Source organism: Actinomyces slackii, from assembly GCF_900637295.1.
Lineage (GTDB): Bacteria > Actinomycetota > Actinomycetes > Actinomycetales > Actinomycetaceae > Actinomyces > Actinomyces slackii.
Genome location: NZ_LR134363.1, coordinates 1,927,508 through 1,951,710, shown reverse-complemented (window position 1 = coordinate 1,951,710; position 24,203 = coordinate 1,927,508). Strand labels below are relative to the sequence as shown.

The window sequence follows — 24,203 nt, the reverse complement described above, 5'->3', positions numbered from 1 at the left end:
ATCCTCCGGCAGGGGCTCGCCCCGGCCTCAATTGTCCCGCGCGCCCGCCTACTTGTCCTTGCCCGTGGGGCTGTCCGCCCCCAGGGCGGCGATGAAGGCCTCCTGGGGCACATCGACCCGGCCGATCGCCTTCATGCGCTTCTTGCCCTCCTTCTGCTTCTCCAGCAGCTTGCGCTTACGGGTGATGTCGCCCCCGTAGCACTTGGCGAGCATGTCCTTGCGCAGCGCCCGGATGGTCTCCCGGGCGATCACCCGGGTGCCGATGGCCGCCTGGACGGGTACCTCGAACTGCTGGCGCGGGATGAGGTCCTTGAGCCGCTTGGTCATCATGACCCCGTAGGAGTAGGCGCCGTCGCGGTGGACGATGGCGGAGAAGGCATCCACCTTCTCCCCGTTGAGCAGGATGTCGACCTTGACCAGGTTGGCGTCCTGAGCCCCATCCATCTCGTAGTCCAAGGAGGCGTAGCCGCGCGTGCGAGACTTCAGCGCGTCGAAGAAGTCGAAGACGATCTCCGCCAGCGGCAGGATGTAGTGCATCTCCACCCGGGTCTCCGAGAGGTAGTCCATGCCCTGCATGGCCCCGCGCCGGGACTGGCACAGCTCCATGACCGTGCCCACGAACTCGCTGGGGGTCAGGATCGTGGCCCGCACCACCGGCTCGCTGACCGAGGAGACCTTGCCCTCGGGGAACTCGCTGGGGTTGGTCACCGTGTGGGTGGAGCGGTCCTCCATGGTGACCTCGTAGACCACGGAGGGGGCCGTGGAGATGATGTCGAGGTTGAACTCGCGCTCCAGGCGCTCGCGGATGATCTCCAGGTGCAGCAGGCCCAAGTAGCCGCAGCGGAAGCCGAAGCCCAGGGCCACCGAGGTCTCCGGCTCATAGGTCAGGGCGGCGTCGTTGAGCTTGAGCCGGTCCAGGGCGTCGCGCAGGGCCGGGAAGTCCGATCCGTCCACGGGGAAGAGCCCGGAGAAGACCATGGGCTTGGGGTCCTGGTAGCCGGCCAGGGGCTCAGTCGCGGGAGCCGCCGCCGAGGTGACGGTGTCCCCCACCTTGGACTGGCGCACGTCCTTGACCCCGGTGATGAGGTAGCCGACCTCCCCGGCCCCCAGTCCCCCCGAGGGCTTGGGCTCGGGGCTGATGACGCCGATCTCCAGCAGGTCGTGGACCGCGCCGGTGGAGAGCATCTCGATGCGCTCACGGGGCTTGAGGGCCCCGTCGACGACGCGCACATACGTGACCACGCCCCGGTAGGTGTCGTAGACCGAGTCGAAGATCATGGCGCGAGCCGGGGCCGAGGGATCGCCCACGGGGGGCGGGACGGCCTCGACGATCCTGTCCAGGAGCTCGGGGACGCCCAGGCCGGTCTTGCCGGAGACCTTGAGGACCTCCTCGGGCTCGCAGCCGATGAGGGAGGCGATCTCCTCGGCGTGCCGCTCGGGCTCGGCGGCCGGCAGATCGATCTTGTTGAGCACCGGGATGATGGTCAGGTCCCCCTCGATGGCCATGTACAGGTTGGCCAGGGTCTGGGCCTGGATGCCCTGGGCGGCGTCGACCAGCAGGACGGCGCCCTCGCAGGCGGCCAGGGAGCGGTTGACCTCATAGGAGAAGTCGACGTGCCCGGGGGTGTCGATCATGTTGAGGGCATGGACGACGGCGCCGTCGGGGCCCTCCACCGCCCAGGGCATGCGCACCGCCTGGGACTTGATGGTGATGCCGCGCTCGCGCTCGATATCCATGCGGTCCAGGTACTGGGCGCGCATGTCCCGGGGCTGGACGACGCCGGTGGCCTGGAGCATGCGGTCGGCCAGGGTGGACTTGCCGTGGTCGATATGCGCGATGATGGAGAAGTTGCGCAGGAGCTCGGGCGCGGTGGCCGCGGGCTGGACGGCGCTCATCTGCTCGGGCGTGGGAATCGGTGACACGTGGGCTCTTCCGTGGACTGGACGTGGATCTGGGGCCAGTGTCCCACGGCCGCGGCGCGGGCGACGACGTCGCAGGCGGCCCGGCGCCGGATTGTGGCCAAGCCGTCGCGGCGCCGATCCGGCTCCGGCTGCCGGCCAGGCTCGGGCGTACACTTCCAGCTGCGCTTCCAAGGTCTCACTCTCGTGCTTCTCCGGCAGCCGCACAGCCTTCACGGGCGACAGCCGGAACCAGAGCGCCGTTCTCGATGTCACGCGGAGAACCTCATTTCCACGGATGGTGCAGAGCATGCCCGCATTCGTCCCCGTCCCCCAATTGAGAACAGTCATGTTCGCGCATGCCGAAGACATCTACTAAGATGGCAATTTGCGGGCCAAATGACCCGCATGACACCGGCGAGCAAACTGGAACCGTCCATCCCCACCCTATTTCAACCCGTCTGGAGCATGAGGGCCCATGACCTCTCCCGCCGCCACCGACCCGCCCCGTCACCCAGCCGACAGCGTCCGCACCCCTCAGGACCGACCGTGAGCAGTCAGGAGTGGGTCGCCTACCTCGACGAGTCGCAGCAACGATCCCACTACTTCGTGGGAGCGGCCCTCGCTCCTGAGGATGTATGGCAGGAGATAGCGTCGCGCCTGGCCGCACTTCGCTCATCCATCGCTTCGACCTACGGCATCCCTGCGGATATCGAATTCCACGGCAATCCTCTCATGAATGGCAAGGACGGGTGGGAACCACTGCGCGGCAGGCACCGCGAGGTTGCCAACACCTATCTCAGAGCGCTGACAACGCTCGACGGCCTGGAATCGCCCCACCTCCTCTTCTACGGCGTAGACGTGCAACGACTCAATGCGAGGTACAAGTATCCCATGAGCCCTCATGAGGTATGCATGGACCACCTGCTTGAGAGGATCGACGACTTCGCAAGATCTCAAGGACTCGGGCAGGTCATGGTCGTCGCCGACCAGTCGAGTCAGGAGAAGCAGCTCCAGGATCGGTTCGCGCGCAATCAACGCCTCGGCACAGTCGGCTACCGGCGCAGCCGACTCGAGCAGATCAAGGCCCTGGAGTTCAGGTCATCGGCGGACACGGACGGCCTGCAGATCGTCGACCTGGCCCTCTACCTCCGTCAGAGAGCATTCCACGTGCCCCAGGAGAAGCACCCCCAAGGCCCAAGCAAGCCGGGAAAAACTCCTGGGAAAGATCAGTCCGCGAACGAGGCGCTGGGAAGTATGGCGACCATGAAAACAGCCACCCCGGAGGGGTGGCTGTGCTGACGATGCCTCGGCAACCGATTCATCGTGACTCAAGTCTAGCGGCTCCCATGAGGAGACCTCAAGTCCGCGACGAGACTCATCGTGGATGCCCGCGAAGGAGGTCCCGTGCCTCATGTGGAAGTGCCCGCGAAATCCGCGGACCGTGGTGGGCATGGGAAGCGAGCTGTCGATGGGGGTCGGCGCTGAGACTACCCGCACATACGCGACAACTGGATCCAGGTCCTTCCGGTTGCACGGGCGGCCCGGCGCCGGATTGTGGCCAAGCCGTCGCGGCGCCGATCCGCCGTTCGGGCCGTTGGGTCCGCCCGCGTAACTTAGGCTAGCCTTGCCCGCGTGATGGACCGGATCAACGACCTGCCCTACGGCTGGCTCTTCGCCTTCTTCTGGTGCCTGGGCATGATGCGCTCCCACACCATGTACTGGATCGGCCGGGGCATCACCGCCGGCACGGCCCACAGCAGGTGGGCGGGCGTGCTGGAGACTCCCCTGTACGCCACCGCTCAGGCCTGGGCGGCGCGCTGGGGCGTCCTGGCGATCCCGATGTCCTTCCTGACCGTGGGGCTGCAGAGCTGCATCCAGATCTCGGCGGGCGTGACCCGGATGCGCCTGGGCCTCTACTCCCCTGCCGCCGCGGCCGGCTCCGTGGTGTGGGCCGCCGTCTACACCACGGTGGGCATGGCGGTCATCGCCGCCTGGCTGTCGAGTCCCGCCGGCCGGGTCGTCTCGGTTCTCATCGCCGCGGCCGTCATCGGCTCGATCATCGCCCAGCACCGCCACGCAGGCTCCCGCATGCGCCCCTCATCGATCCGCGACCCGCAGGTCCACGGATGACCGGCATGCGGACAGTTGGGATGCCCGGGCAGGCTGGGTCTACAGTTGCGCCCATGACCGCGCGGCACCGCACCTGGTGGTGGCTCTCCTCTCGGCGAGCCGCCCCTTCTCCGCGCTAAGACGCACCGGCTCGCTGACAGCGGGCCACCCCGGCACCACGCGTGAACGGCCCGCCTGACCCCGATGGAACTCAGGAAAGAGGCCCCATGGAACCCGCCCCGACCCCACTGACGCGCACCGTCGCCTATCACGCCGACGGCGGCGCCCTCCTGGAGTCGCTCATGCGCCAGGGCGTGCTGCGCACCGACTCCAGGGGCTCGCGCCCAGTGGACTGCGTCCTGCTGGAGAGCGCGGACATCACCACCAAGGCCTCGCGCACCACCGTCGCGATCCTGGAGGCCACCACGAGGCTGACCTGCTGGGGAGGGCAGGTGCTCGCAGAGGCCCTTCCCGCCGGCGCCCGGGGCCAGTTGCCCGGCGCGGACGGCCTGGCGGCCCTGTCCCGCCTGGAGGATGCCCTGGGGGACCACGTCGTGGATCACAGCTGGGGCCGCCTGGCCCTGGAGCTGCCCACCAGCGCCGACGACGACCCCGCCGTCGAGGAGCGCACGCGACTGACCGCGCTGTCGACCATCGAGCCCCTGCGCATCCTGGCGGCCGCCGAGATCGACCATCCCCACCTGCCCCTGGAGGCCGGCGCCTTCGCCTTCGACTACCTGGCCACCTTCGAGTTCCTGCCCGAGGTCGCCCAGTCCACCAACACCTGCCCCGACTACCTCTTCTACGACGCCCGCATCATCCTGGTCATCGACCATCCCACCGGCGAGGCGACCCTGGTGGGCGCCTCGGTCGACCTGCCGGGCCTGCAGACGCGCATGGCCGAGCTGGCCGCCGCCATCGACGCCGCCCCCCAGGGCGGGGAGTCGGCCGATGCCGACCACCGCCCCCCGCGCCCGGCCGATCCGGAGCGGACCGTGCTGGCGAGCCCCACGCTGTCCGACGCCGCCTTCGAGGAGGTGGTGGCCGAGATGAAGGGCTACATCGCCGCGGGAGACGTCTACCAGGTGGTGCCCTCCCGGGGCTTCACCATTGACTGCCCGGATGCTCTGGCCGCCTACCACGTGCTGCGCCGCTCCAACCCCAGCCCCTACATGTTCTACGTGGCCGCACCGCGCTTCGAGCTCTTCGGCGCCTCCCCCGAATCAGCCCTGCTGCACTCGGCGCGCACCGGTGAGGTGGCCATCCGGCCCATCGCCGGCACCAACCCCCGGGGCCTGCATCCCGACGGCAGCCTGGACCATGAGCGCGACACCCGCCTGGAGCTGGAGCTGCGCACCGATGCCAAGGAGGTCGCCGAGCACGTCATGCTGGTGGACCTGGCGCGCAACGACGTGGCCCGCGTCAGCCGCCCCGGAACCCGCAGGGTGCGCGACCTCATGCGGGTGGACCGCTACTCGCGGGTCATGCACCTGGTCTCCGAGGTCAGCGGCCAGCTGGCCGAGGGCCTGGACGCCCTGGACGCCTTCAGGGCCTCGATGACCATGGGGACGCTGACCGGCGCCCCCAAGCTGCGGGCCGCCGAGCTCATCCGCGCCGCCGAAGGCGTGCGGCGCGGCTCCTACGGCGGCTCGGTGGGCTATATCCGGGGCGACGGCGAGCTGGACACCTGCATCGTCATCCGCTCGGCCTTCGTGGCCAGGGGCAGTGCCCTGGTCCAGGCCGGTGCGGGCGTGGTCTCCGACTCCGTGCCGGCCAAGGAGGCGGCCGAGACCGTGCACAAGGCGCGAGCGGTTCTGGAGGCCGTGGCCACCGCCCAGGGAGCCAGCCTGGTCATCGACCCCGGCGCCCCGCCGCCGAGCACCCGCAAGGACGATCCGGACAGGGAGCGCCGTCGCCGCGCCCGCGATGCCATGCTGCGCGGCATCACCCAGCAGGAGGAGGCCTGAGCCATGGATGACGCGACCACCACCGAGCCCATGACGGCGCCGACCGCCCAAGAGTCTCAGGAGCCCCAAGAGCCCTCGGAGCACCTCCAGGAGCGCAGCGGTCACAGCGGGCACGATGATCAGGCGGGGCCCTCCCGCGTGGTCCTGCTCGACAACCGAGACTCCTTCGTCTACAACCTGGTGGACCAGTTCGCCTCCCTGGGCTCGCAGATCGAGGTCTACCGCAACCATGTCAGCGCCTCCCTGGTCCTGGAGGCCCTGGAGCCCGGGGATCAGGACAGGCGCGCCGGGCGCCGCCCGGTGCTGTGCCTGTCCCCCGGCCCCGGCCACCCCAGGGACTCGGGCTGCCTCATGGAGCTGGTGAGCACCGCCGTCGAGCAGGGCATCCCGCTGCTGGGCATCTGCCTGGGATTCCAGGCCCTGGTCGAGGCCTGCGGGGGCGAGATCGCGCCGGTCGGCCCGGTCCATGGCCGCAGCCACCGCGTGGAGGTCACCGCCGAGGGCCGCGCGGACGGGGCGCTTGGCGTCCTGGCCGGCGGTCCCCTCGACGTCGCCCGCTACCACTCCCTGGGCACCCGGGACCTGCCCGAGGACCTGACCTGCCTGGCGCGCACCGATGACGGGATCGTCATGGCCGCCCGCCACCGCAGCGCCCCTGCGATCGGCCTGCAGTTCCACCCCGAGTCCATCCTCACCCCCCAGGGCCCCGCCCTTCTCAAGGCCATCACCGCGGACCTGGGCGCGACCGCCCGTGCCTGAGGCCGCTTCGCGCCTCGCCGGGCACACCGCCGATCGTCCCCAGCCGACCAGCCCCACTCAAGGAGAGACCATGACCGCCCCAGCCGACCAGCCCGCCAGCCCCGACTCGCCAGACCCCATCCCGGGCGCGACCGCCGGGCAGGTGCCCACCGACGCCGACGCCCACCAGTTGCTGCGCGGCGTCATCCAGGGCGCGCGCCTGAGCCATGACCAGGCCTCGATCGTCTTCGCCGCCCTGGGCGCGGGGGACCTGTCCGAGGCTGAGACCGCGGCCCTGCTGGCGGCCCTGCATGCCCGGGGCGAGGAGGCCCAGGAGGTCAGCGGCGCGGCCACGGCCTTCCGCGCCGCGGCCCGCGCCTTCCCCGAGGTCACCTTCCCCCTGGTCGACGTGGTGGGCACCGGCGGGGACGGCGCCGGCACCATCAACATCTCCACCGGGGCGGGCCTGGTGGCGGCCTCCATGGGGGTCTCGGTGGCCAAGCACGGGAACCGGGCGGTGTCCTCCAGGACGGGGGCCGCCGATGTCATCGCCGAGCTGGGCCTGCCCCTGGACGTCGATCCTGAGGTGGCCGTCGAGCTGCTGGCCCGCGACCACTTCACCTTCCTGTTCGCCCAGGCCTACCACCCGGCGATGCGCCACGTGGCGCCGGTGCGCAAGGACCTGGCCACGCCCACGATCTTCAATGTGCTGGGGCCGCTGATCAACCCGGCGCACCTGACCTTCCAGCTCATGGGCGTGGCCAACCCGGACATCCTCGACATGATCGCCGAGTCGATGGTCCAGCTGGGACGCAAGCGAGCCCTGGTGGTGCACGGCGCAGGCCTGGACGAGATCGCCGTCCACGGCCCCACCCTGGTGCGCGAGGCCACCCCCCGGGGGATCAAGGCCTACGAGGTCACCCCCGAGGAGCTCGGGACGGACCGCGTCGACCTGGAGGATCTGCGCGGCGGGGAGCCCGCGGAGAACGCCCGCCTGCTGCGAGAGGCCCTGGCGGGCCAGGGGCGTCAGGCCCACCGGGAGGCGATCGCCGTCAACGCCGGGGCCCTGCTCTACCTGGCAGGACCTGCCGACAACCTGGCCGACGGCGCCGCCATGGCCCGCGAGCAGCTGTCCTCGGGCCGCGTGGCGACCCACCTGGACTCCATGACCAAGGCCGCCGACCTGGCCGAGCCCGCCAACAAGGAGTAAGACCCGATGACTGACTCCCCCAGCGCCTCAGGCGCCCCGCGCGCCCACCGCGAGCACCGTGAGCACCGTGAGCCCATTGAGGCCCGCCTCATCGCCACCGGCACCGTCCTGGACTCCATCGTCCAGGCCCGCAGGGAACGCATCCCCGAGCTGCGCGAGCGCTTCGGCCACCTCAGCGCCGGGGAGCTGCCCCGCTCCGAGCGCTCCCTGGCCCAGGCGCTGCGCACTCGCAGCGGAGCGCGCCACAGCCCCCAGCCGGCCCTCATCATGGAGTGCAAGGCCGCCTCGCCCTCGCGCGGCACCATCCGCTCCGACTACGACCCGGCCGCCCTGGCCAGCCAGTACGCCCCTCACGCCTCGGCCGTCTCGGTGCTGACCGAGCCCGACCGCTTCAACGGGTCGATGGACGATTTAGCGGCCGTGCGCGCCGTGGTGGAGGCACCGGTGCTGTGCAAGGACTTCATCGTCGATGAGGTCCAGGTCCTGGCGGCCCGCCACCTGGGGGCCGACGCGATCCTCCTCATGCTCTCCGTCGTCCCCGACGACGTCTACCGGGAGCTGGCGGACCTGGCGGCCGACCTGGGCATGGATGTTCTCACCGAGGTCTCCACCCCCGAGGAGATGCACCGCGCCCGCGCCCTGGGGGCCCGGATCATCGGCATCAACAACCGGGATCTGCGCACCCTGTCCACGGATATCTCCCGCACCGAGGAGATGGCGCCCCTGGCACCGGCCGGAGCGGTTCTGGTGGGCGAGTCGGGCATCGAGTCGCCTGGCGACGTGCTCCGCCTGGCCGGGCTGGTCGACGCCCTGCTGGTGGGCTCCTCCCTGTCGGGAGCCGACGATCCCGGGGCGGCCGCGGCCGCCCTGGCCACGGCCGTGCCCCTCCCGCCAGCCGGGCAGGGCCGGGATGCCGGTGAGCCGGCTGCGGGCACCGGGCCGGCGTCGTCGAACGGCCAGGCCTCCCACCCGCGCCTGCCCGCCTTCTTCGGGCCCTACGGGGGCCAGTTCGTCCCCGAGCTGCTCATCCCCGCCCTGGACCAGCTCGAGGACGCCTTCATCGAGGCCCAGGCCGACCCCTCCTTCCACGCCGAGCTCAACGAGCTCATGACCCGCTACCTGGGCCGGCCCACCCCGATCACCGAGTTGCGCAACCTGCCCAACCAGGGGCGGGCCCGCATCCTGCTCAAGCGCGAGGACCTGGTCCACGGAGGGGCGCACAAGGGCAACCAGGTCCTGGGCCAGGCGCTTCTGGCCAAGCGCATGGGCAAGCGGCGCATCATCGCCGAGACCGGCGCCGGCCAGCACGGGACCGCCACCGCCATGGTCTGCGCCCTGCTGGACCTGGACTGCACGATCTACATGGGCGCCACCGATGTGGTGCGCCAGGCCGCCAACGTCGAGCGCATGGAGCTCATGGGCGCCACCGTGGTGCCGGTGGCCAGCGGCGCCGGCACGCTCAAGGACGCCGTCAACGAAGCGCTGCGCGACTGGACGGCCTCCTTCCACACCACCCACTACCTGCTGGGCACGGCCGCGGGCCCTCACCCCTTCCCCACGATCGTGCGCGAGTACCACCGGGTCATCTCCCGGGAGGCCCGCGCCCAGGTGCTGGCCCTGACCGGGCGCCTTCCCGATGAGGTCATCGCCTGCGTGGGCGGTGGCTCCAACGCCATCGGCATGTTCGCCGACTTCATCGACGATGAGTCGGTGGCGCTGACGGGCGTGGAGCCGGCCGGCGAAGGCCTGGGCACGGCGCGCCACGGGGCGCCGATCGCCATGGGACTGGTGGGCATCCTCCACGGTGCCCGCAGCTATCTCATGCGCACATCCGAGGGCCAGGTCGAGGAGTCCTTCTCCGTGTCGGCGGGCCTGGACTACCCGGGAGTGGGGCCGGAGCATGCCTGGCTGTCGGATACGGGCCGGGCCCGCTACGTGGGCGTCGAGGACGACGAGGCCATCGAGGCCTTCGAGCTGCTCTCACGCCATGAGGGCATCATCCCCGCGGTGGAGTCGGCCCACGCCCTGGCCCACGCCCTGCGCGTGGCGCGCCAGACCCCGCCCGAGGACCCGGCCCCGGTGCTGCTGGTGTGCCTGTCCGGCCGGGGCGACAAGGACCTGGACCAGGTGCGCATGCGCCTGGGCGGCTCCTTCTCCGCCGACGGAGCGGTGGCCCGGGCCTCGCGCATGGTCGAGGAGATGGGCAAGCGCAGCGAGTACACCGCCCTGGCCCAGCCGGGCGCCCGGAAGGAGTCATGAGATGAGCCGCTACAGCGAGATGTTCACCGGCCTTGAGCAGCGCGGCGAGGGGGCCTTCGTTCCCTTCGTCATGGTGGGCGATCCCAGCGCCGAGCTCAGTGAGGTCGTCATCGAGGCACTGATCGCCGGCGGGGCCGACGCCCTGGAGCTGGGCGTGCCCTTCTCCGACCCGGTGGCCGACGGCCCCACGATCCAGCGCTCGCATATCCGCGCGCTGAGCTCCGGGGCCGACTTCCACGCCTGCATGCAGGTGGTAGCCCGTATCCGCCAGCGCCACCCGCGCCTGCCCATCGGCATGCTCATCTACGGCAATGTGCCCTTCGCCCTGGGCCTGGAGCGCTTCTACGCCGAGTGCGCCGCGGCGGGCATCGACTCGGTGCTCCTGCCCGATGTGCCGGTGCGCGAGTCGGCCCCCTTCTCGGCGGCCGCGCGGGCCGCCGGGGTCGATGCGGTCTACATCGCCCCGCCCTCGGCCTCGCCCCACACCCTGGATGCAGTGGCGAAGGCCTCGCGCGGTTACGTCTACGCGGTCTCGCGGGTGGGGGTGACCGGCACCGAGCACGCCTCCTCCACGGTGGGGCTGGCCGAGTCCGTGGCCAGGCTCCGGGCGGATGCCGCTGCCCCGGTCATGCTGGGATTCGGCATCTCCCGGCCCGAGCAGGTGGCCGAGGCCATCGCGGCGGGCGCCGATGGGGCCATCTCCGGATCGGCCACGGTCCAGATCGTCGAGGCCCACGCTCCCGCCCTCATGGGCGACCGCCCTGACCGGGCCGCCCTGGAGGCCCTGGAGCGCGCGCTGCGCGACTTCGTGGCCACGATGAAGGCCGCCACGCGCCGCTAGCCCCTCCGTCCGGCGGCGAGGTTGTCCGTGGTGAACAACTTTAGGGCCTGGCGTCGTCAGCTCGATTTTGATCATCCCAGGTCACCCCATGATTACTCGCTGATATTAAGCGCGTGGGGCGCTCAAAGTTGTTCATCACGGACACTCGGGGAGCCTGGTTCCGGTCTTTACCAGATATAACGGCGGCGTTATATTACACGGACATGCATCGTCAACGCAGTGCCGCTCGACGACACCCCGTTCCCACTGAAAGGCCTCCTCATGAGAGCGTCCCCCAGCCGCCGGCACCCCACATGGCGGCAGCTCCTACACGCCATGATCCTCACCCTGCCCCTGATCGCCTCGCCGCTCCTTGGCGCCCCGGCACAGGCGGATACCCCTCAACCCTCCGGAGACATCGCGGCCTCAGGGACGTACTCCACGGCGGGAGCCGACTGCCATGGAACGGATAAGGCCACCGGCTGCCTGTCCTGGGGACTGCGCGTCCCCGCCACCGCGGCCCCCAATCAGACCACCACCCTGACCATCGAGATCCCCTCCCAGCCGGGCCAGTGGGAGTGGGCCTGCCGGGATGAGAGCCGAGTGGAGGGCACGGCCACCTACTACACCGCCCCCCACGAGGGCGCTCCCATCGAGAGGCTCACCCAGTCGGGCCTGGGCTTCTTCGACCACCTGCGCTATGACAGGCACGGCAGCTCGGTGGGATACGCCAAGAGCGTGTCCTGCACCCCCGAGCGCCTGAGCCTCACCTACGAGGTCGAGTTCGACCAGGCGCCCTCGGGCACATACCTCGACTTGAGCATGGATGCCGTGGTCGTGGCCCCCGGAAGCGCCGAGCGCACCTACTCCATTGCCCCGACGATCACAACCTCCCATGACAATGCGGTCCGCACCCCCTCCGCCTCGGTGACCAAGCCCGATGCCGCAGCTCCCCAGGTCACCGTGACCACGGCTCCCGGCACGGCGGCCCCGGACGCCGACTCGGGCGCCGGGCAGTTCGTGGCCACCGTGCGCAATGACTCGACCACTGCGCTCAGCGCCTTCACGGTCAGCGTCGCCACGACGCAGGGACCTGCCAGCATCACCGGGCTCAGCTGCGACCTGCGCGCCCATGGGGGCTCCGAGCTCGTCGCCCCCACGACCGGCCGGAGCGTGGATCTGTCCGTGGACTCCGCGGACAAGACATCGGTGCCCGCGGGCGGCGAGTTCACCTGCCTGGTCAGCTACTCCGGTGCTGTGGGACGCAATACGCTGACCACGAGCGTGTCCACCGGGGGCAGGAGCGTGTCCTCGGATCATCAGGACAACCGCCCCGGACAGGAGGTCACGGTCCAGGCGGAGAAGAGCAGCGTCAGCGTGGATCCTCCCGGGGGCGTGGTGTCCACGCCCCACGTGAGCATCAAGTACACCGTGACTGTCACCAACCCGACCGACGCCCACGGCTCGACATCCGAGATGCGCCTGCGGCCGCAGGCTCCCAACGGGCTCACGCTCAGCAGTATGTGGGCCAGCATGCCGCGATGGACGTTCTGGATCGACCCCGAGGAGGATGGGACCTTCCGGATCGTCTCGGCCGACCTGCCGGCGAACTCCTCGCAGACATTCAGCTTCACCGCCATCTACGCGGTTGACACCGCTGCGATCGACGAGCAGGGATGGGCGTCACTGAAGACCTGCAAGGCCGGCGACCCCACCACCGGAGTGACGACGCTCATCGACCTGGCGCCCGCCAATGCGGGCCAGGCCCCGACCACCATGGAGACCTGCACCGCGGTGGAGCGCCCGAACTGAGGCGGCCCCTGGCGTCGGCCCCGCATCCGCGGGTCACCGCTGTCGTGGCACGGCGACTGTAGGGTGGCGCCATGACCAGCCTCGTCAATCGACTCCTTGGCGCGCTCGGGCGGGCCGCCTCGCACGCCGCCTCCGACGCGCTCGGCAGCGCCCTGAAGTCCCCGGGGTCGCAGGGACAGCAAGGGAAGGGCGGGCGCAAGCGCCCCTCCTCGGGCGGGTCCTCCGGCTCGGCTCCTGGCAGGCCAGCGGGCTCCGCGCCGTCACCGGGCCCAAGGGCAGCCAGCGGACCCAGTGGATCCAGTGGCCCCAGAGGACAAGGCCCCACGCGCGTGGAGCAGACCGGGGCGCCCGGGTCAGTGGCGGTGTATGACGTCGCCGCCACGGGCCTGCCCGAGTTCTCCTACTCCCCCGACCCCGATGGGGACGCCGACCCCGGCGAGGTCGTGTGGACCTGGGTGCCCTACGAGGAGGACGCCTCCCGGGGCAAGGACCGCCCCGTCCTCGTGCTGGCGCGCTCCGGGGGGCGCCTCGTGGTGGCGCAGATGACCTCCAAGGACCATGACGGCGATGCCGCGCAGGAGGCCCGCCACGGGCGCTACTGGCACGACGTCGGCACAGGGGACTGGGACCGCCAGGGCCGCCCCAGCGAGGTGCGCCTGGATCGGCTCCTCCTGGTCAGCCCCGACTCCGTGCGCCGCGAGGGCGCCACGATGGCCCGCCGGACCTTCGACGGCGTCGTGGCCGCCCTGCGCGCCCATCACGCCTGAGAAATCCGAGCCGGCCGAGGCGATGCACCTCACGCCCGGGCCTCTGCCTGATCCCTGGGGTTGCGGCAATGCCGGATGATAGAGTCCCCCACTGGACCTCTGGCCTGGCCGGCTGCGGGGTCCGGCGACCGGGCCAGCCAGGTGCCCCACCACCCACGTCAGCCCGAGGCGCGAACCCTCTTTCCGGCCATTGACCACACCAGACACGAGAAAGCTTCACCGTGGCGAACATCAAGTCCCAGATCAAGCGCATCAAGACCAACGAGAAGGCCCGCCTGCGCAACAAGGCCGTCAAGTCCGAGCTCAAGACCTACGTGCGCCGCGTGCGCGAGGCCGTCGAGGCCGGCGACAAGGGCACCGCTGAGGAGCACCTCAAGGCCGCCTCCCGCAAGCTGGACAAGGCCGTCTCCAAGGGCGTCATCCACAAGAACCAGGCGGCCAACCGCAAGTCCAAGCTGGCCAAGCGCGTCGCCGCCCTGTGATCCGCCACCTGTGATCCGCCAGGCGGACAGCCGCAGTTGAGCATGCGCCAAGGGGCGCCTCCCGCAATGGGAGGCGCCCCTTGGCTCTGCCCCGCACCGGGCCCGAATCGAGACGCTCATCCTGGACCCGTCACCTCCCGGTCATGTTCACCGGGCTAGCATGTCCCCCGGCCTGCGGCCGAGTCGGCCGCCAGGCGCCCGACTCACTGCGACCACCAGGAGCGCTCATGCCCATGCGCATCGGATTCGACCGGGACAAGTACCTGGGGATGCAGTCCAGGCATATCGCCGAGCGGCGCGCCCAGTTCGGCGGCAAGCTCTACCTGGAGTTCGGCGGCAAGCTCGTCGATGACCTCCACGCCTCTCGCGTCCTGCCCGGCTTCACCCCGGACAACAAGATCGTCATGCTCGCCGAGCTCGCCGAGGAGGTCGAGATCGTCGTGGCGGTCAACGCCAAGGACTTCGCCCGCAACAAGGTGCGCGCCGATCTGGGCATCCCCTATGAGGACGACCTGCTGCGCCACATCGATGCCTTCCGGGCCTATGGCCTCTACGTGGGCTCAGTGGTGGTGACCCAGTGGACCGATGACAACCGTCAGGCCCAGGACTTCAAGCGCAAGCTGGAGACCCTGGGCATCCGGGTCTACCGGCACTTCCCCATCGCCAACTATCCCAATGATGTGGCCCTCATCGTCTCCGATGAGGGGTATGGGCGCAACGAGTACATCGAGACCAGCCGGGACCTGGTGGTGGTCACCGCCCCCGGGCCGGGCTCGGGCAAGATGGCCACCTGCCTGTCCCAGCTCTACCACGACCACCGCCGGGGACTGTCCTCCGGCTACGCCAAGTTCGAGACCTTCCCCATCTGGAACCTGCCGGTGGACCACCCGGTCAACATCGCCTACGAGGCCGCGACCGCCGACCTCGACGATGTCAACATGATCGACCCCTTCCACCTGGCCGCCCACGGGGTCCAGACCGTCAACTACAACCGGGACGTGGAGATCTTCCCCGTGCTCTCGCGCCTGTTCGAGGAGATCCTGGGCTCCTCGCCCTACTCCTCCCCCACGGATATGGGCGTCAATATGGCCGGGTACTGCATCAGTGACGATGAGGCCTGCCGGGAGGCCTCCCGACAGGAGATCATCCGCCGCTACTACCGGGCGCTGGTGGCCGAGAAGCGCGAGGCCACCGAGGCGGTCCAGTCCAGGCGCATCGCCCTGCTCATGGCCAAGGTGGGGGTTGCCGGCCAGGACCGGCCGGTGGTGGGCCCCGCCCTTCACGTCGCGGCTGCCACCGGCGCCCCGGGGGCGGCCATCGAGCTGCCCGATGGGCAGATCGTCACCGGCAAGACCAGTGCTCTGCTGGGCTGCTGCTCGGCGATGCTCCTCAATGCGCTCAAGGTCCTGGCGGGCATCGAGGACAGTGTGGATCTGCTGGCCCCCCAGTCCATCGAGCCCATTCAGACCCTCAAGACCCAGCATCTGGGCTCGCGCAACCCGCGCCTGCACACCGATGAGGTGCTCATCGCCCTGGCGGTGTCCGCCAACGGGGATGACAACGCCAGGCGCGCACTGGACCAGTTGGAGAGCCTGCGCGGCTGCGATGTGCACACCTCCACGATCCTGGGTCCGGTCGACGAGGGGATCTTCCGCTCCCTGGGCGTTCAGGTCACCAACGAGCCCGTCTACGCCACCAAGTCCCTGTACCGCAAGCGCTGAGGCGCCCGGCGCTCAACGGCGCCGCGCCCCTGAGCGCCGGGCGCGGCAGATGGTCAGGATGGCGCGCTCGACGGCGTAGACCGGGTCGCGGCTGGCGCCCTTGGCCTCAGCGTCGGCTCGGGCCACAGCCAGGATGGAGGTGGCCAGGGCGTCATCGGACCAGCCGGAGAGCTCGCGGCGAGCCCGGTCGACCTGCCAGGGGGCCATCCCCAGTTCGGCGGGGCTCATGCGCCTGCCCCCAGCGGCGGCCACACGCGCCAGCTGGCGGATCTTCATGGCCAGGGCCGCCACGATGGCGACCGGGTCGGTGCCGGTGGCCACGGCGTGGCGCAGGGCCGTGATGGCGGCGGGCGTGTTGCCGGCCGCGGCGGCGTCGGCGACGGTGAATCCGGTGGCCTCGATGCGCCCGGCGTAGTAGGTGCGCACGTGCTCAGCGGTGATCGTCCCCTGGGTGTCGGACAGGAGCTGGTCGACGGCGGAGCACAGCTCGCGCAGGTCGCTGCCCAGCGCGTCCACGAGTGCGCCGACGGCCTCGGGCTCGATGCTTCGCCCCGCCCGGCGCACGTCGGCGTTGACCAGGGAGGACTTGTCCTTGGCGCTCTTGATGGCCTCGCAGGCGACCACCGGGTGGGCGGAGGCCTTGATGGCATCGAGGAGCCTCTTGCCGCGCTGGCCGCCGTTGTGGCGCAGGATGACCACGACGTCTGGGTCTGGCGCCCCCACATAGGCCAGCAGGTCGGTCAGCAGGGCGTCGGTCATCTGCTCCAGGGCGGGGATGAGGATGAGTCTGGGCTCGCCGAACAGCGAGGGTGAGACGAGGGTGTCGAGCTGGTGGGACTCGTAAGTGGCGGCCTCGAGTCGCGTGACCTCCGTCGTGGGGTCCTTGTCCCGGGCCTGAGCCAGGAGACGGGCCACCGCCCGGTCGGCCAGGACCTCCTCGCCCGCGCGGATGAGGACGATGGGGGCGAGCTCGACCTGATCCCAGGACGGGCCGGCGGGCGCCCGTGAGCCACGAGGGCGCGATGAGCGGGGGGATGCCATGGGCCAAGCCTGCCATGGCAGGCGGCCTTCCAGACCCGCGCCAGGCCCGATCGTGCCCGCCGGGAGGCGGCCACGAGGGCTGCGGCCTCCAGGGCGGCCAGTCCCGCCGCGCCGGGCAGACCCGCCGGCCAGGCCACCTGCGCCCCGGGCAGTCCGGCGAAGAACCGCGCCAGGAGGACCAGCCAGGAGCAGGCGACCACCGCCGGCCAGGCCAGGGCTGCTCCGGCCTGCGGCCACAGCGGGGCGATGAGCGCTGCCATGAGGCCCAGGACCGTGGCCAGGGGGACCACGGGGGCCGCCAGCGCATTGGCCGGAACCGACCAGAGCCCGACCGCAGGCTGGAGCAGGATGAGAATGGGGGCGCAGGCGGCCTGGGCAACCAGGGGCAGCGCGATAAGGGCCGCCAGCCATCCGGGCAGGCGCTGGGACAGGGCGGCGGTGGCCGGCCGGGAGGCCAGCAGGATTCCCGCGGTGGCGGCCACGGACAGGGCGAAGCCGTAGTCACGGGACTGCCAGGGGTCGGCCAGCAGCAGGACGATGACGCCGCCGAACAGGGCGGGCAGCGCTGCGGCCCGGCGGCCGGCCGCCACGCCCACCAGCATGACCGAGCCCATGGCCGCTGATCGCAGCACGGAGCCCGAGGGGCGCACGAGCACCACCAGGGCCGCGAGGACCACCGCTCCGGTCAGGGCCCGCCATCGGCTCGGCAGCACCCCCAGGGCGGTCAGACTCAGCCCCAGGACGATGGCCACATGCTGCCCGGACACGGCGGTCAGGTGGGTCATGGACACTGCTCGCATGTCCTGCCGCAGGCCGGCGGGCAGGGCGTGGTCGTCCCCCAGGGCTATTCCGGGCACGAGCTCTCGCGCCCCCTCGGGCCACGGGCCGGCTTGGCCCGTTCCGGCCGCCCGGGCCAGGCCCTGGCGCAGGGAGGCGACGGCGCCCAGGGTCCCTGAGGCAGGGGCCAGGAGGCGCGGCGAACCGCGGCCGATGAGGGCCGCCTGAGCGCTGCCGGGCTCTGCGGGCCGGATCGAGGTGCGGACCCGCACCTGGGCCCCCATATCCAGGTCCGCCCATTCCTGGCCGCCCAGGACTGTGGCCGAGAGGCCCGATGCGGCTCCGTCCACACTGGCGACATCCAGGACGGTGAGCACTGTGGTGGCGCGCGCGGAGGCGATGACGCGCGGCTGCTGCGCGATGGTCCCGATGAGTGTGGCGCTGCGCCCCTGCTCGGCGGCCTCGGTCAAGGGGTCCTGCTGCCTGGCCCACACCTGGGCCGAGCTGACGGCCAGGGCGCTGGCCGCCGCCAGGCAGCACACCATGAGGCTGGCGGTGGGCGTGCCCATAGAGGCCGGCTCCCCCTCGGGCGCGCCCGGGCGCGGGTCGGCGCGGTGGCGCGGTGGGCGGAATCGGCAGAGCGCGGCGGCCAGGAGCGCGGCGACGCCCAGCGCGGCAAGTGCCGCCGCCGCGGGCTCCTGCCATGCGGCCGCGCCGGTGCGGCCGACCGCCCAGGCGGCTGCCGCCCAGGCGCTCAGGGCAGGGACGGCCAGGCGCAGATCCAGGGCCTCGGGGGCCTTATCCGCCGGAGCGGTGGCCGGCTCAGGTCCCAGGGCGGACAGAATGGCGGGGTCATCCCAGGCGGCCGGGGGAACCTGGACCGGCTCACCCGTCCGCGGGCTCCGGGAAGGAGCGCAGCCCGCGGGCGCCGCCTGCGACTGCCCCGGCGATAGGTCCGGTGCGGAGGGCCCGCCGGAGGCTGGGCCGCCCGCGGCGGTGCGATCCCGGGTCATACGGTGGCCTCCTCCTTGAGGGCCTCCATCTTGGCCTGGCCGATGCCGGGAACGTCGGTCAGGTCCTCGACCGCGCCGAAGGGGCCGTGGGCCTCGCGGTGCTCCACGATCCGCTTGGCCAGGGCGGGGCCGATCCCGGGCAGCTCCTCGAGCTGTGAGGCCGTGGCAGTGTTGATGTTGATCCTGCCCCCGGCCTGCTGCGCGGATGCGCCCGCGGTGGCGCCTGGGCCGGCTGGGTCACCGCCGGCGGGCTGCTCGGGCAGGGTCTCGCCGATCCGCGGGACGCGTACCTGCTCGCCATCGCTCAGGATCCTGGCCAGGTTGAGCTGGTCGGTGTCGGCGTCGGCGCTGGCCCCTCCTGCGGCCTCAATGGCCTCGATGACGCGCGAGCCGTGAGGCAGGCGGACCACTCCGGGTGCCTGGACGGCACCGGCCACATGCACCACGACGATGCCCTCCGGATTCCCGCCTACTGCCGGGGCGCTGGCCGATCCTGGATCGGGCGGGGCGAGCACGGGGGCGGATGCGCCCTCCTGCGTGGGCCCTGGGCTCGCCGTCGAGGCCGCATGTGCCGGGGCTCCGCTGGGCTGGGGCACGGCGGTGGCCCCGCTGATGGCCCGCATCGCGAGCATCAGGGCCAGGCCGATGAGGATGACTCCTGCGATGATGGCGGCACGTGGCGCGATGGCCAGGCGGCTGGGGCGGCGCTCTGGCTCCTGCGGGTCGGTGGAGCAGGCCAGGCGCACAAGGTCGTCCAAGGACTGCTTTCCTGATGCTGCGCGCCTGCCCATGGCAGGACGCTAGGGCAAATCGCCGTCGCACTGCCTGGGCCAGCGGTGGGCCTGTGGAGGCCGCCGGCATGGGCTGGCCTGTGGTGACCGGCCTGCCGCGTCGTCGTGCGAGGGTCAGAGCAGGCCCCGTGCCGGGGCGATCGCGATTCCCAGAGCGCCTGGTCCCAGGTGGACCTGCAGCGCCTCGTCGATGGGGAGGATGTGGCGCTCGACGACGATGGCGCCAGCCTCCTCCAGGGCCTGGTCGAGTTGGGCGGAGGTCTCCTCCAGGATCTGCGGGTCCTGGCCCTGGAGGGCCAGGCGCACGGGCTCGGCCGGGGGCCTGGGGCCGGACAGGGCCGTGCCCCCGGCGGCGTGGACGGCCTGGGCGATGAGATGGCGCCGCGCCCGTGCCGCCCCTCTGACGGTCTCCACCGCCCGGATGCCCTCGGGGGTGACGGTGAGGATCGGGCGGATCCCCAGTACTCCCCCCAGGCGCGCCGTGGTCCGATCGATCCGGCCCGTGCGGGCCAGGTGAGCGAGGCTATCGATGATGAAGAACTGGTGGGAGCGGGCCGCGGACTCGCGAGCCAGGGCGGCGCCGTGCCTGAGATCCCCCGCACCGCTGGCGGCCAGGGCGGCCAGGGCCAGCGCCGCCGAGCAGGTCCCGGAGTCGATGACCTCCACCTCGATGGGCTCCTCGGCGCTGACCTGCTGGGCGGCCAGTCGGGCATTGTCCATGGTGCCGGACAGGGAGGCCGACAGGTGGAGGGCCAGGACCTCTCGGCTGCGCCCGCCGGCGCTCCGGTAGGCCCGGGCGAGCTCCTCGACGCTGGGCCGGGAGGTGGTGGAGGCGCCAGTCTCATCGGTGTGGGCGTGCAGCGCGACGACCTCGATGCCGTGGTCCTGGGCGAGACTGGGCGTCAGGCAGGCAGCGGAGTCGGTGACGACGGCGAGGGGCATGCCCAACAGCCTATCGGCACTCCCGGGATCAGCAGGGATGGGGCCCGGCGCGCACCGCTCTCAGCGGCGCGCCTCGATGAGGCCGGTGTACAGGTCGATCAGCCGTCCTGCGGCCGTGGCGACGTCGAAGTCCTGTGACACCTCCAGGGCCCCGCTGCGCAGGCTCTCCAGACGCGCCTCATCGCCCAGGACCTCGTTGAAGGCCCGGGCAAGGTCCTCCCCCGTGATGCCGCTGGCGAGGACGGCATTGCGCTCGGTGAGGCACTCGGTCATCCGCTCATCGCAGTAGACGATGGGCAGTCCTGCCGCCGAGGCCTCCAGGAAGACCATGGGCTGGTTGTCGAAGTGGTAGGAGGCCAGTGCGAAGACATCGGCCTGCTTGAGCAGGGTCGCGACCTGCTCGGGCGGGAGCATCCCGGCGAAGACCACGCGATGGGCCACCCCCAGCTCTTCGGCCCGGCGTCGCAGCTCCGCCTCCGAGGGCCCGCCGCCCACCAGGATGAGGCGTACCGGATCGGGGAGGTGGGCGAGGGACTCGACAAGCGCTATCTGCCGCTTCTCAGGGCTCAGGCGCGCCACGCAGATGATGAAGCGCTGCCCCGGCTCCTTGGGGATGAGGGAGTCCTCGGCCCGCGCGTGTCGGTAGAAGGCGGTGTCGATGCCGTTGGGCAGCACCGTGCACGGGATGCTCAGCCCGCCGTCGTGGATGAGGATCTGGGCCAGGTGCTGGGAGGGCGCCAGGCAGGCGTCGCACTTGTTGGCGAAGGCCGCCGTGAGCCTCCACCCGTGGCGCGATAGGGCCGCCTTGATCGTGGAGCGGCGCAGGTGCTTGATGGAGTCCCGATGCACCCGAGGCAGGACCGGGGTGGACTTCAGGGCCACGGGAAAGGCGAAGGAGACGGCCAGGAGCCCGGCCACGATCGCCACGGGGTAGTCGTCGATGAGCTCGGTGTAGAGGGTGTGGATCGTCGTGACATGGGGGATCCCCTGACGCTTGGCCACTGAGTGCGCCAGGACCCCGAGGCTGAACTGGGTCTGGCTGTGGACGACATCGAAGTCGTAGGCGTCGAAGCGCTTGGCCAGGCCGGGGTAGATATTGGCCATCTCCCGGCTGTCGAACACGTAGTACTTCGAGGAGGACAGGCGAATGATGTGGTCATCGTGCTCGATATGCCCCTCGGCCTTGGGGGCGACGATGAAGACCTCGTGGCCCAGATCCTCCAGGGCCCGGCGGAAGGCGGCGGTGGATGTGGCCACGCCGTGCACGGAGGGCAGGTAGTCGTCGATGAAGAAGGCGATCCTCATCGCAGGCCTCGCATGAGTGGCGCTGTCGCGGTGCTGGGCAGGAACATGAGTATGCAGTGACCTCGTGATGCGGGAGAGCTGGCGTGGACGAGCTGGCTGGGGATGTCGAGCGGTCGGGCGGCGGTCAGGCAGGCCTTAGGCGAGGCTACACCGGGCGACGAGGATGGACAGGCCCCTGGGGCGGGTAACGCCAGCCGATGCCCGGCGAGGGCAGGGCGCTCGGCGCCTCAGCGCTGCTCCGGCTCCTGTGAGGCGCAGCCCTTACCATGGCGCCATGAACGACTCTGAGATCGCACGCCTCAAGGCCGAGGCCGCTCAAGCCGCCGCCGAGGCCGCCGCCGCCAAGGCAGCAGCCGCTCAGGCCGCGCTGGACGCCGCCCTGGCCACGGCTCCCGCCCAGGCCGCGGAGGCTGAGGATGCTCCCGCCGACGACGCCGCGCCCGCTACCACTGAGCCCCGCCCCGTCGAGGCCGCCTCCAGTGAGTCATCCGACGACGTCGTCCCTGACCAGGCCCCGCCCGCCGAGCCCGCTGCTGCTCAGGCCGTCCCGGATCCCAGCCCGCAGGCCAGCCCTGAGCCCCCCTCCGGATCCGATCCTGCCTACGCCGCCCAGGTGCGCGCGGGCTACACCTTCTCCTCCCCCGCGCTGCCAGTGGGCACCTATCTCGACACGCAGTCCGGTGGAGAGCCGGCCCCCGTGGCGGGCCTGGAGGTGGGCATCCCCCTGAGCCTGCTCAACCGCCACGCCCTGGTTGCCGGAGCCACGGGAACGGGTAAGACGCGCACCCTCCAGCTGCTGGCCGAGGGCCTGAGCGCCGCGGGGGTCCCGGTGTTCCTCTCCGATGTCAAGGGCGACCTGACCGGACTGGCCGAGCCAGGGTCCACCAGTGAGAGGCTGGAGGCCCGCACGGCCTCAACAGGACAGGCCTGGCAGGCCCAGTCCTTCCCCCTGGAGCTGTTCACCCTGGGCGGTGCTCAGGCCTCACAGCCCGGCGCCATCGCGGGCACTCCGATCCGCACGACGATCACCGACTTCGGCCCGATCCTCCTGTCCCGCGTCCTGGGCCTCAATGACACCCAGGCCTCCGCCCTCCAGCTGGTCTTCCACTGGGCCGATGCCCAGGGCCTGGCGCTGCTGGATCTCAAGGACCTGCGCTCCGTCGTGGACTACCTGACCAACTCCGATGCCGGCAAGGCCGAGCTCAAGACCATCGGCGGGGTCTCGGCCGCCACGGCCGGGGTCATCCTCCGGGAGATCGCCGCCCTGGAGGCAGCCGGTGGCGAGGCCTTCTTCGGCGAGCCTGCCCTGGATGTGCGTGACCTCATGCGCACCTCCTCCGATGGCCGGGGGCTGATCTCCGCCCTGGAGCTGGCGGATATCCAGTCCCAGGGCACCCTGTTCTCCACCTTCCTCATGTGGCTGCTGGCCGAGCTCTTCGAGACGCTGCCGGAGGTGGGAGACCCGGACAAGCCGACGATGGTGTTCTTCTTCGACGAGGCCCACCTGCTGTTCGCCGGCGCCTCGAAGGCCTTCCTGGAGGCCGTTGTGCGCACGGTGCGCCTCATCCGCTCCAAGGGCGTGGGAATCGTCTTCATCACCCAGTCCCCCACGGATGTTCCCGAGGAGGTCCTGGCCCAGTTGGGCTCGCGCATCCAGCACGCACTGCGCGCCCACACGCCTGCGGATGCCGCGAACCTCAAGAAGGCCGTGTCCACCTTCCCCACCAGCCCTCTGGACCTGAGCCAGGTCCTGACCTCATTGGGCACCGGGCAGGCGGTGGTCAGTGTCCTGGATGAGAAGGGCCGTCCCGCCCCCGTGGCGCCGGTGGTCGTCAATGCGCCCGCCGCGGTCATGGGGCCCGCCCAGGAGTCCACGGTGGCGCAGGTGCTGAATGCCTCGGCGCTGGCTCCGAAGTACGCCTCGCCGGTGGACAACGAGTCCGCCTATGAGCTGCTGGCGGCCCGGGTGGAGGCTGATGCCCGTGCGGTGGAGGCGGCCCGTGCCGAGGAGGAGGCTGCCAAGGAGCGCGCCAAGGCGGAGGCCGCGGCCCAGAAGGCGGCGCAGAAGGAGGCCGCTCAGCGCCAGAAGGAGGCTGAGCGCCTGGAGCGCGAGGCGGCCAAGGAGGCCGAGCGCCGCCAGCGGGAGGCTGAGAGGACGGCCCAGCGCCGTCAGCGCGAGGTGGAGAAGACCATCGGCTCGGTGGGCCGCCAGATCACCCGCGAGCTCACCCGCACGCTGCTGGGCACTCTGCGCCGACGGTAGTCCGGCGTCGGGATCCTGACCTCCCGGATCACGACCTTCGACCCCTCTCACCTCCGTGAAGCCCTGGAGCCCATGCATTGTGCGTCTGTCGGAAGAGCACATATTCCGGCCCCGGTTTTTTGCGATGCCTCACGAAGCTGTTATCACTCCGATGCCATCCCGCGCATTTGACATCAAATCGTCATCATGGATGCGCCGGGCACCATAGATTCGCCTGGGCGGCGGGTTCTAGCATCGACGGGTCAATCCCATCCATGGCTCAGGTCCCATGAGCCTGCGCCACG

17 protein-coding genes and 1 pseudogene are annotated in these 24,203 nt (G+C 71.0%); 12 read left to right on the top strand and 6 right to left on the bottom strand.

Annotated features, from left to right (window positions below; genetic code table 11):
- Positions 1 to 48 precede the first annotated feature (48 nt).
- On the bottom strand, positions 49 to 1,923 hold the full coding sequence (gene lepA / locus EL266_RS08135; protein WP_026427665.1) for a translation elongation factor 4: 1,875 nt from the start codon (positions 1,921 to 1,923) through the stop codon (positions 49 to 51).
- A 525-nt stretch (positions 1,924 to 2,448) separates the two neighbouring features.
- Between lepA and EL266_RS08130 the strand changes: the two genes are divergently transcribed.
- From EL266_RS08130 to EL266_RS08080, 11 genes are all read left to right on the top strand, one after another.
- The gene (locus tag EL266_RS08130) at positions 2,449 to 3,201 is read left to right on the top strand and encodes a DUF3800 domain-containing protein (protein WP_051281362.1); all 753 of its coding nucleotides are present in this window, start codon (positions 2,449 to 2,451) and stop codon (positions 3,199 to 3,201) included.
- A 336-nt stretch (positions 3,202 to 3,537) separates the two neighbouring features.
- Positions 3,538 to 4,032, top strand: a complete 495-nt coding sequence (locus EL266_RS08125) for a DedA family protein (RefSeq protein WP_232012154.1) — start codon at positions 3,538 to 3,540, stop codon at positions 4,030 to 4,032.
- A 206-nt stretch (positions 4,033 to 4,238) separates the two neighbouring features.
- Positions 4,239 to 5,978: an anthranilate synthase component 1 gene (locus EL266_RS08120; RefSeq protein ID WP_084501016.1), complete on the top strand. Its 1,740-nt coding sequence runs from the start codon at positions 4,239 to 4,241 to the stop codon at positions 5,976 to 5,978.
- Between the two features lie 3 nt (positions 5,979 to 5,981).
- Positions 5,982 to 6,737 carry an anthranilate synthase component II gene (locus tag EL266_RS08115; protein ID WP_232011991.1) on the top strand — a complete coding sequence of 252 codons (756 nt, stop codon included), beginning with the start codon at positions 5,982 to 5,984 and terminating at the stop codon, positions 6,735 to 6,737.
- 70 nt (positions 6,738 to 6,807) lie between these two features.
- Positions 6,808 to 7,926 carry an anthranilate phosphoribosyltransferase gene (trpD, locus tag EL266_RS08110; protein WP_084501014.1) on the top strand — a complete coding sequence of 373 codons (1,119 nt, stop codon included), beginning with the start codon at positions 6,808 to 6,810 and terminating at the stop codon, positions 7,924 to 7,926.
- A 6-nt stretch (positions 7,927 to 7,932) separates the two neighbouring features.
- Positions 7,933 to 10,185 carry a tryptophan synthase subunit beta gene (trpB, locus tag EL266_RS08105; RefSeq protein WP_026427662.1) on the top strand — a complete coding sequence of 751 codons (2,253 nt, stop codon included), beginning with the start codon at positions 7,933 to 7,935 and terminating at the stop codon, positions 10,183 to 10,185.
- 1 nt (position 10,186) lies between these two features.
- A complete protein-coding gene (trpA, locus tag EL266_RS08100) occupies positions 10,187 to 11,026 on the top strand; it encodes a tryptophan synthase subunit alpha (RefSeq protein ID WP_026427661.1) in 840 nt (279 codons plus the stop codon).
- Between the two features lie 315 nt (positions 11,027 to 11,341).
- Complete coding sequence (locus EL266_RS08095; RefSeq protein ID WP_051281361.1) at positions 11,342 to 12,817, top strand: hypothetical protein; 1,476 nt, start codon at positions 11,342 to 11,344, stop codon at positions 12,815 to 12,817.
- 71 nt (positions 12,818 to 12,888) lie between these two features.
- Entirely contained in the window at positions 12,889 to 13,584 is a 696-nt protein-coding gene (locus EL266_RS08090) for a type II toxin-antitoxin system PemK/MazF family toxin (protein WP_026427660.1), read from the top strand.
- 221 nt (positions 13,585 to 13,805) lie between these two features.
- Positions 13,806 to 14,066 carry a 30S ribosomal protein S20 gene (gene rpsT / locus EL266_RS08085; RefSeq protein WP_026427659.1) on the top strand — a complete coding sequence of 87 codons (261 nt, stop codon included), beginning with the start codon at positions 13,806 to 13,808 and terminating at the stop codon, positions 14,064 to 14,066.
- Between the two features lie 233 nt (positions 14,067 to 14,299).
- Positions 14,300 to 15,787: a DUF1846 domain-containing protein gene (locus EL266_RS08080; protein WP_026427658.1), complete on the top strand. Its 1,488-nt coding sequence runs from the start codon at positions 14,300 to 14,302 to the stop codon at positions 15,785 to 15,787.
- A 12-nt stretch (positions 15,788 to 15,799) separates the two neighbouring features.
- Here the strand turns inward: EL266_RS08080 and holA are convergent, their stop codons facing one another.
- From holA to EL266_RS08055, 5 genes and pseudogenes are all read right to left on the bottom strand, one after another.
- A complete protein-coding gene (holA, locus tag EL266_RS08075) occupies positions 15,800 to 16,828 on the bottom strand; it encodes a DNA polymerase III subunit delta (RefSeq protein ID WP_026427657.1) in 1,029 nt (342 codons plus the stop codon).
- Between the two features lie 80 nt (positions 16,829 to 16,908).
- Positions 16,909 to 17,889 (bottom strand): annotated as a pseudogene (locus tag EL266_RS13980) (ComEC/Rec2 family competence protein); the annotation flags it as partial.
- 725 nt (positions 17,890 to 18,614) lie between these two features.
- On the bottom strand, positions 18,615 to 19,409 hold the full coding sequence (locus EL266_RS08065) for a helix-hairpin-helix domain-containing protein (protein WP_232011990.1): 795 nt from the start codon (positions 19,407 to 19,409) through the stop codon (positions 18,615 to 18,617).
- A 114-nt stretch (positions 19,410 to 19,523) separates the two neighbouring features.
- On the bottom strand, positions 19,524 to 20,351 hold the full coding sequence (locus EL266_RS08060) for a DegV family protein (protein ID WP_026427655.1): 828 nt from the start codon (positions 20,349 to 20,351) through the stop codon (positions 19,524 to 19,526).
- 60 nt (positions 20,352 to 20,411) lie between these two features.
- Positions 20,412 to 21,656, bottom strand: coding sequence for a glycosyltransferase (locus tag EL266_RS08055; RefSeq protein ID WP_026427654.1), 1,245 nt, complete (start codon positions 21,654 to 21,656; stop codon positions 20,412 to 20,414).
- Between the two features lie 274 nt (positions 21,657 to 21,930).
- Between EL266_RS08055 and EL266_RS08050 the strand changes: the two genes are divergently transcribed.
- Entirely contained in the window at positions 21,931 to 23,919 is a 1,989-nt protein-coding gene (locus EL266_RS08050; RefSeq protein ID WP_026427653.1) for a helicase HerA-like domain-containing protein, read from the top strand.
- Positions 23,920 to 24,203 lie beyond the last annotated feature (284 nt).

Bases quoted from the DNA above. Each gene is read 5' to 3' on its own strand.
- EL266_RS08125 (WP_232012154.1), top strand. From the start codon at position 3,538: ATGGACCGGATCAACGACCTGCCCTACGGCTGGCTCTTCGCCTTCTTC.
- EL266_RS08120 (WP_084501016.1), top strand. From the start codon at position 4,239: ATGGAACCCGCCCCGACCCCACTGACGCGCACCGTCGCCTATCACGCC.
- EL266_RS08115 (WP_232011991.1), top strand. From the start codon at position 5,982: ATGGATGACGCGACCACCACCGAGCCCATGACGGCGCCGACCGCCCAA.
- trpD (WP_084501014.1), top strand. From the start codon at position 6,808: ATGACCGCCCCAGCCGACCAGCCCGCCAGCCCCGACTCGCCAGACCCC.
- trpB (WP_026427662.1), top strand. From the start codon at position 7,933: ATGACTGACTCCCCCAGCGCCTCAGGCGCCCCGCGCGCCCACCGCGAG.
- trpA (WP_026427661.1), top strand. From the start codon at position 10,187: ATGAGCCGCTACAGCGAGATGTTCACCGGCCTTGAGCAGCGCGGCGAG.
- EL266_RS08095 (WP_051281361.1), top strand. From the start codon at position 11,342: ATGATCCTCACCCTGCCCCTGATCGCCTCGCCGCTCCTTGGCGCCCCG.
- EL266_RS08090 (WP_026427660.1), top strand. From the start codon at position 12,889: ATGACCAGCCTCGTCAATCGACTCCTTGGCGCGCTCGGGCGGGCCGCC.
- EL266_RS08080 (WP_026427658.1), top strand. From the start codon at position 14,300: ATGCGCATCGGATTCGACCGGGACAAGTACCTGGGGATGCAGTCCAGG.
- holA (WP_026427657.1), bottom strand. From the start codon at position 16,828: ATGGCATCCCCCCGCTCATCGCGCCCTCGTGGCTCACGGGCGCCCGCC.
- EL266_RS08065 (WP_232011990.1), bottom strand. From the start codon at position 19,409: ATGGGCAGGCGCGCAGCATCAGGAAAGCAGTCCTTGGACGACCTTGTG.
- EL266_RS08060 (WP_026427655.1), bottom strand. From the start codon at position 20,351: ATGCCCCTCGCCGTCGTCACCGACTCCGCTGCCTGCCTGACGCCCAGT.
- EL266_RS08055 (WP_026427654.1), bottom strand. From the start codon at position 21,656: ATGAGGATCGCCTTCTTCATCGACGACTACCTGCCCTCCGTGCACGGC.
- EL266_RS08050 (WP_026427653.1), top strand. From the start codon at position 21,931: ATGAACGACTCTGAGATCGCACGCCTCAAGGCCGAGGCCGCTCAAGCC.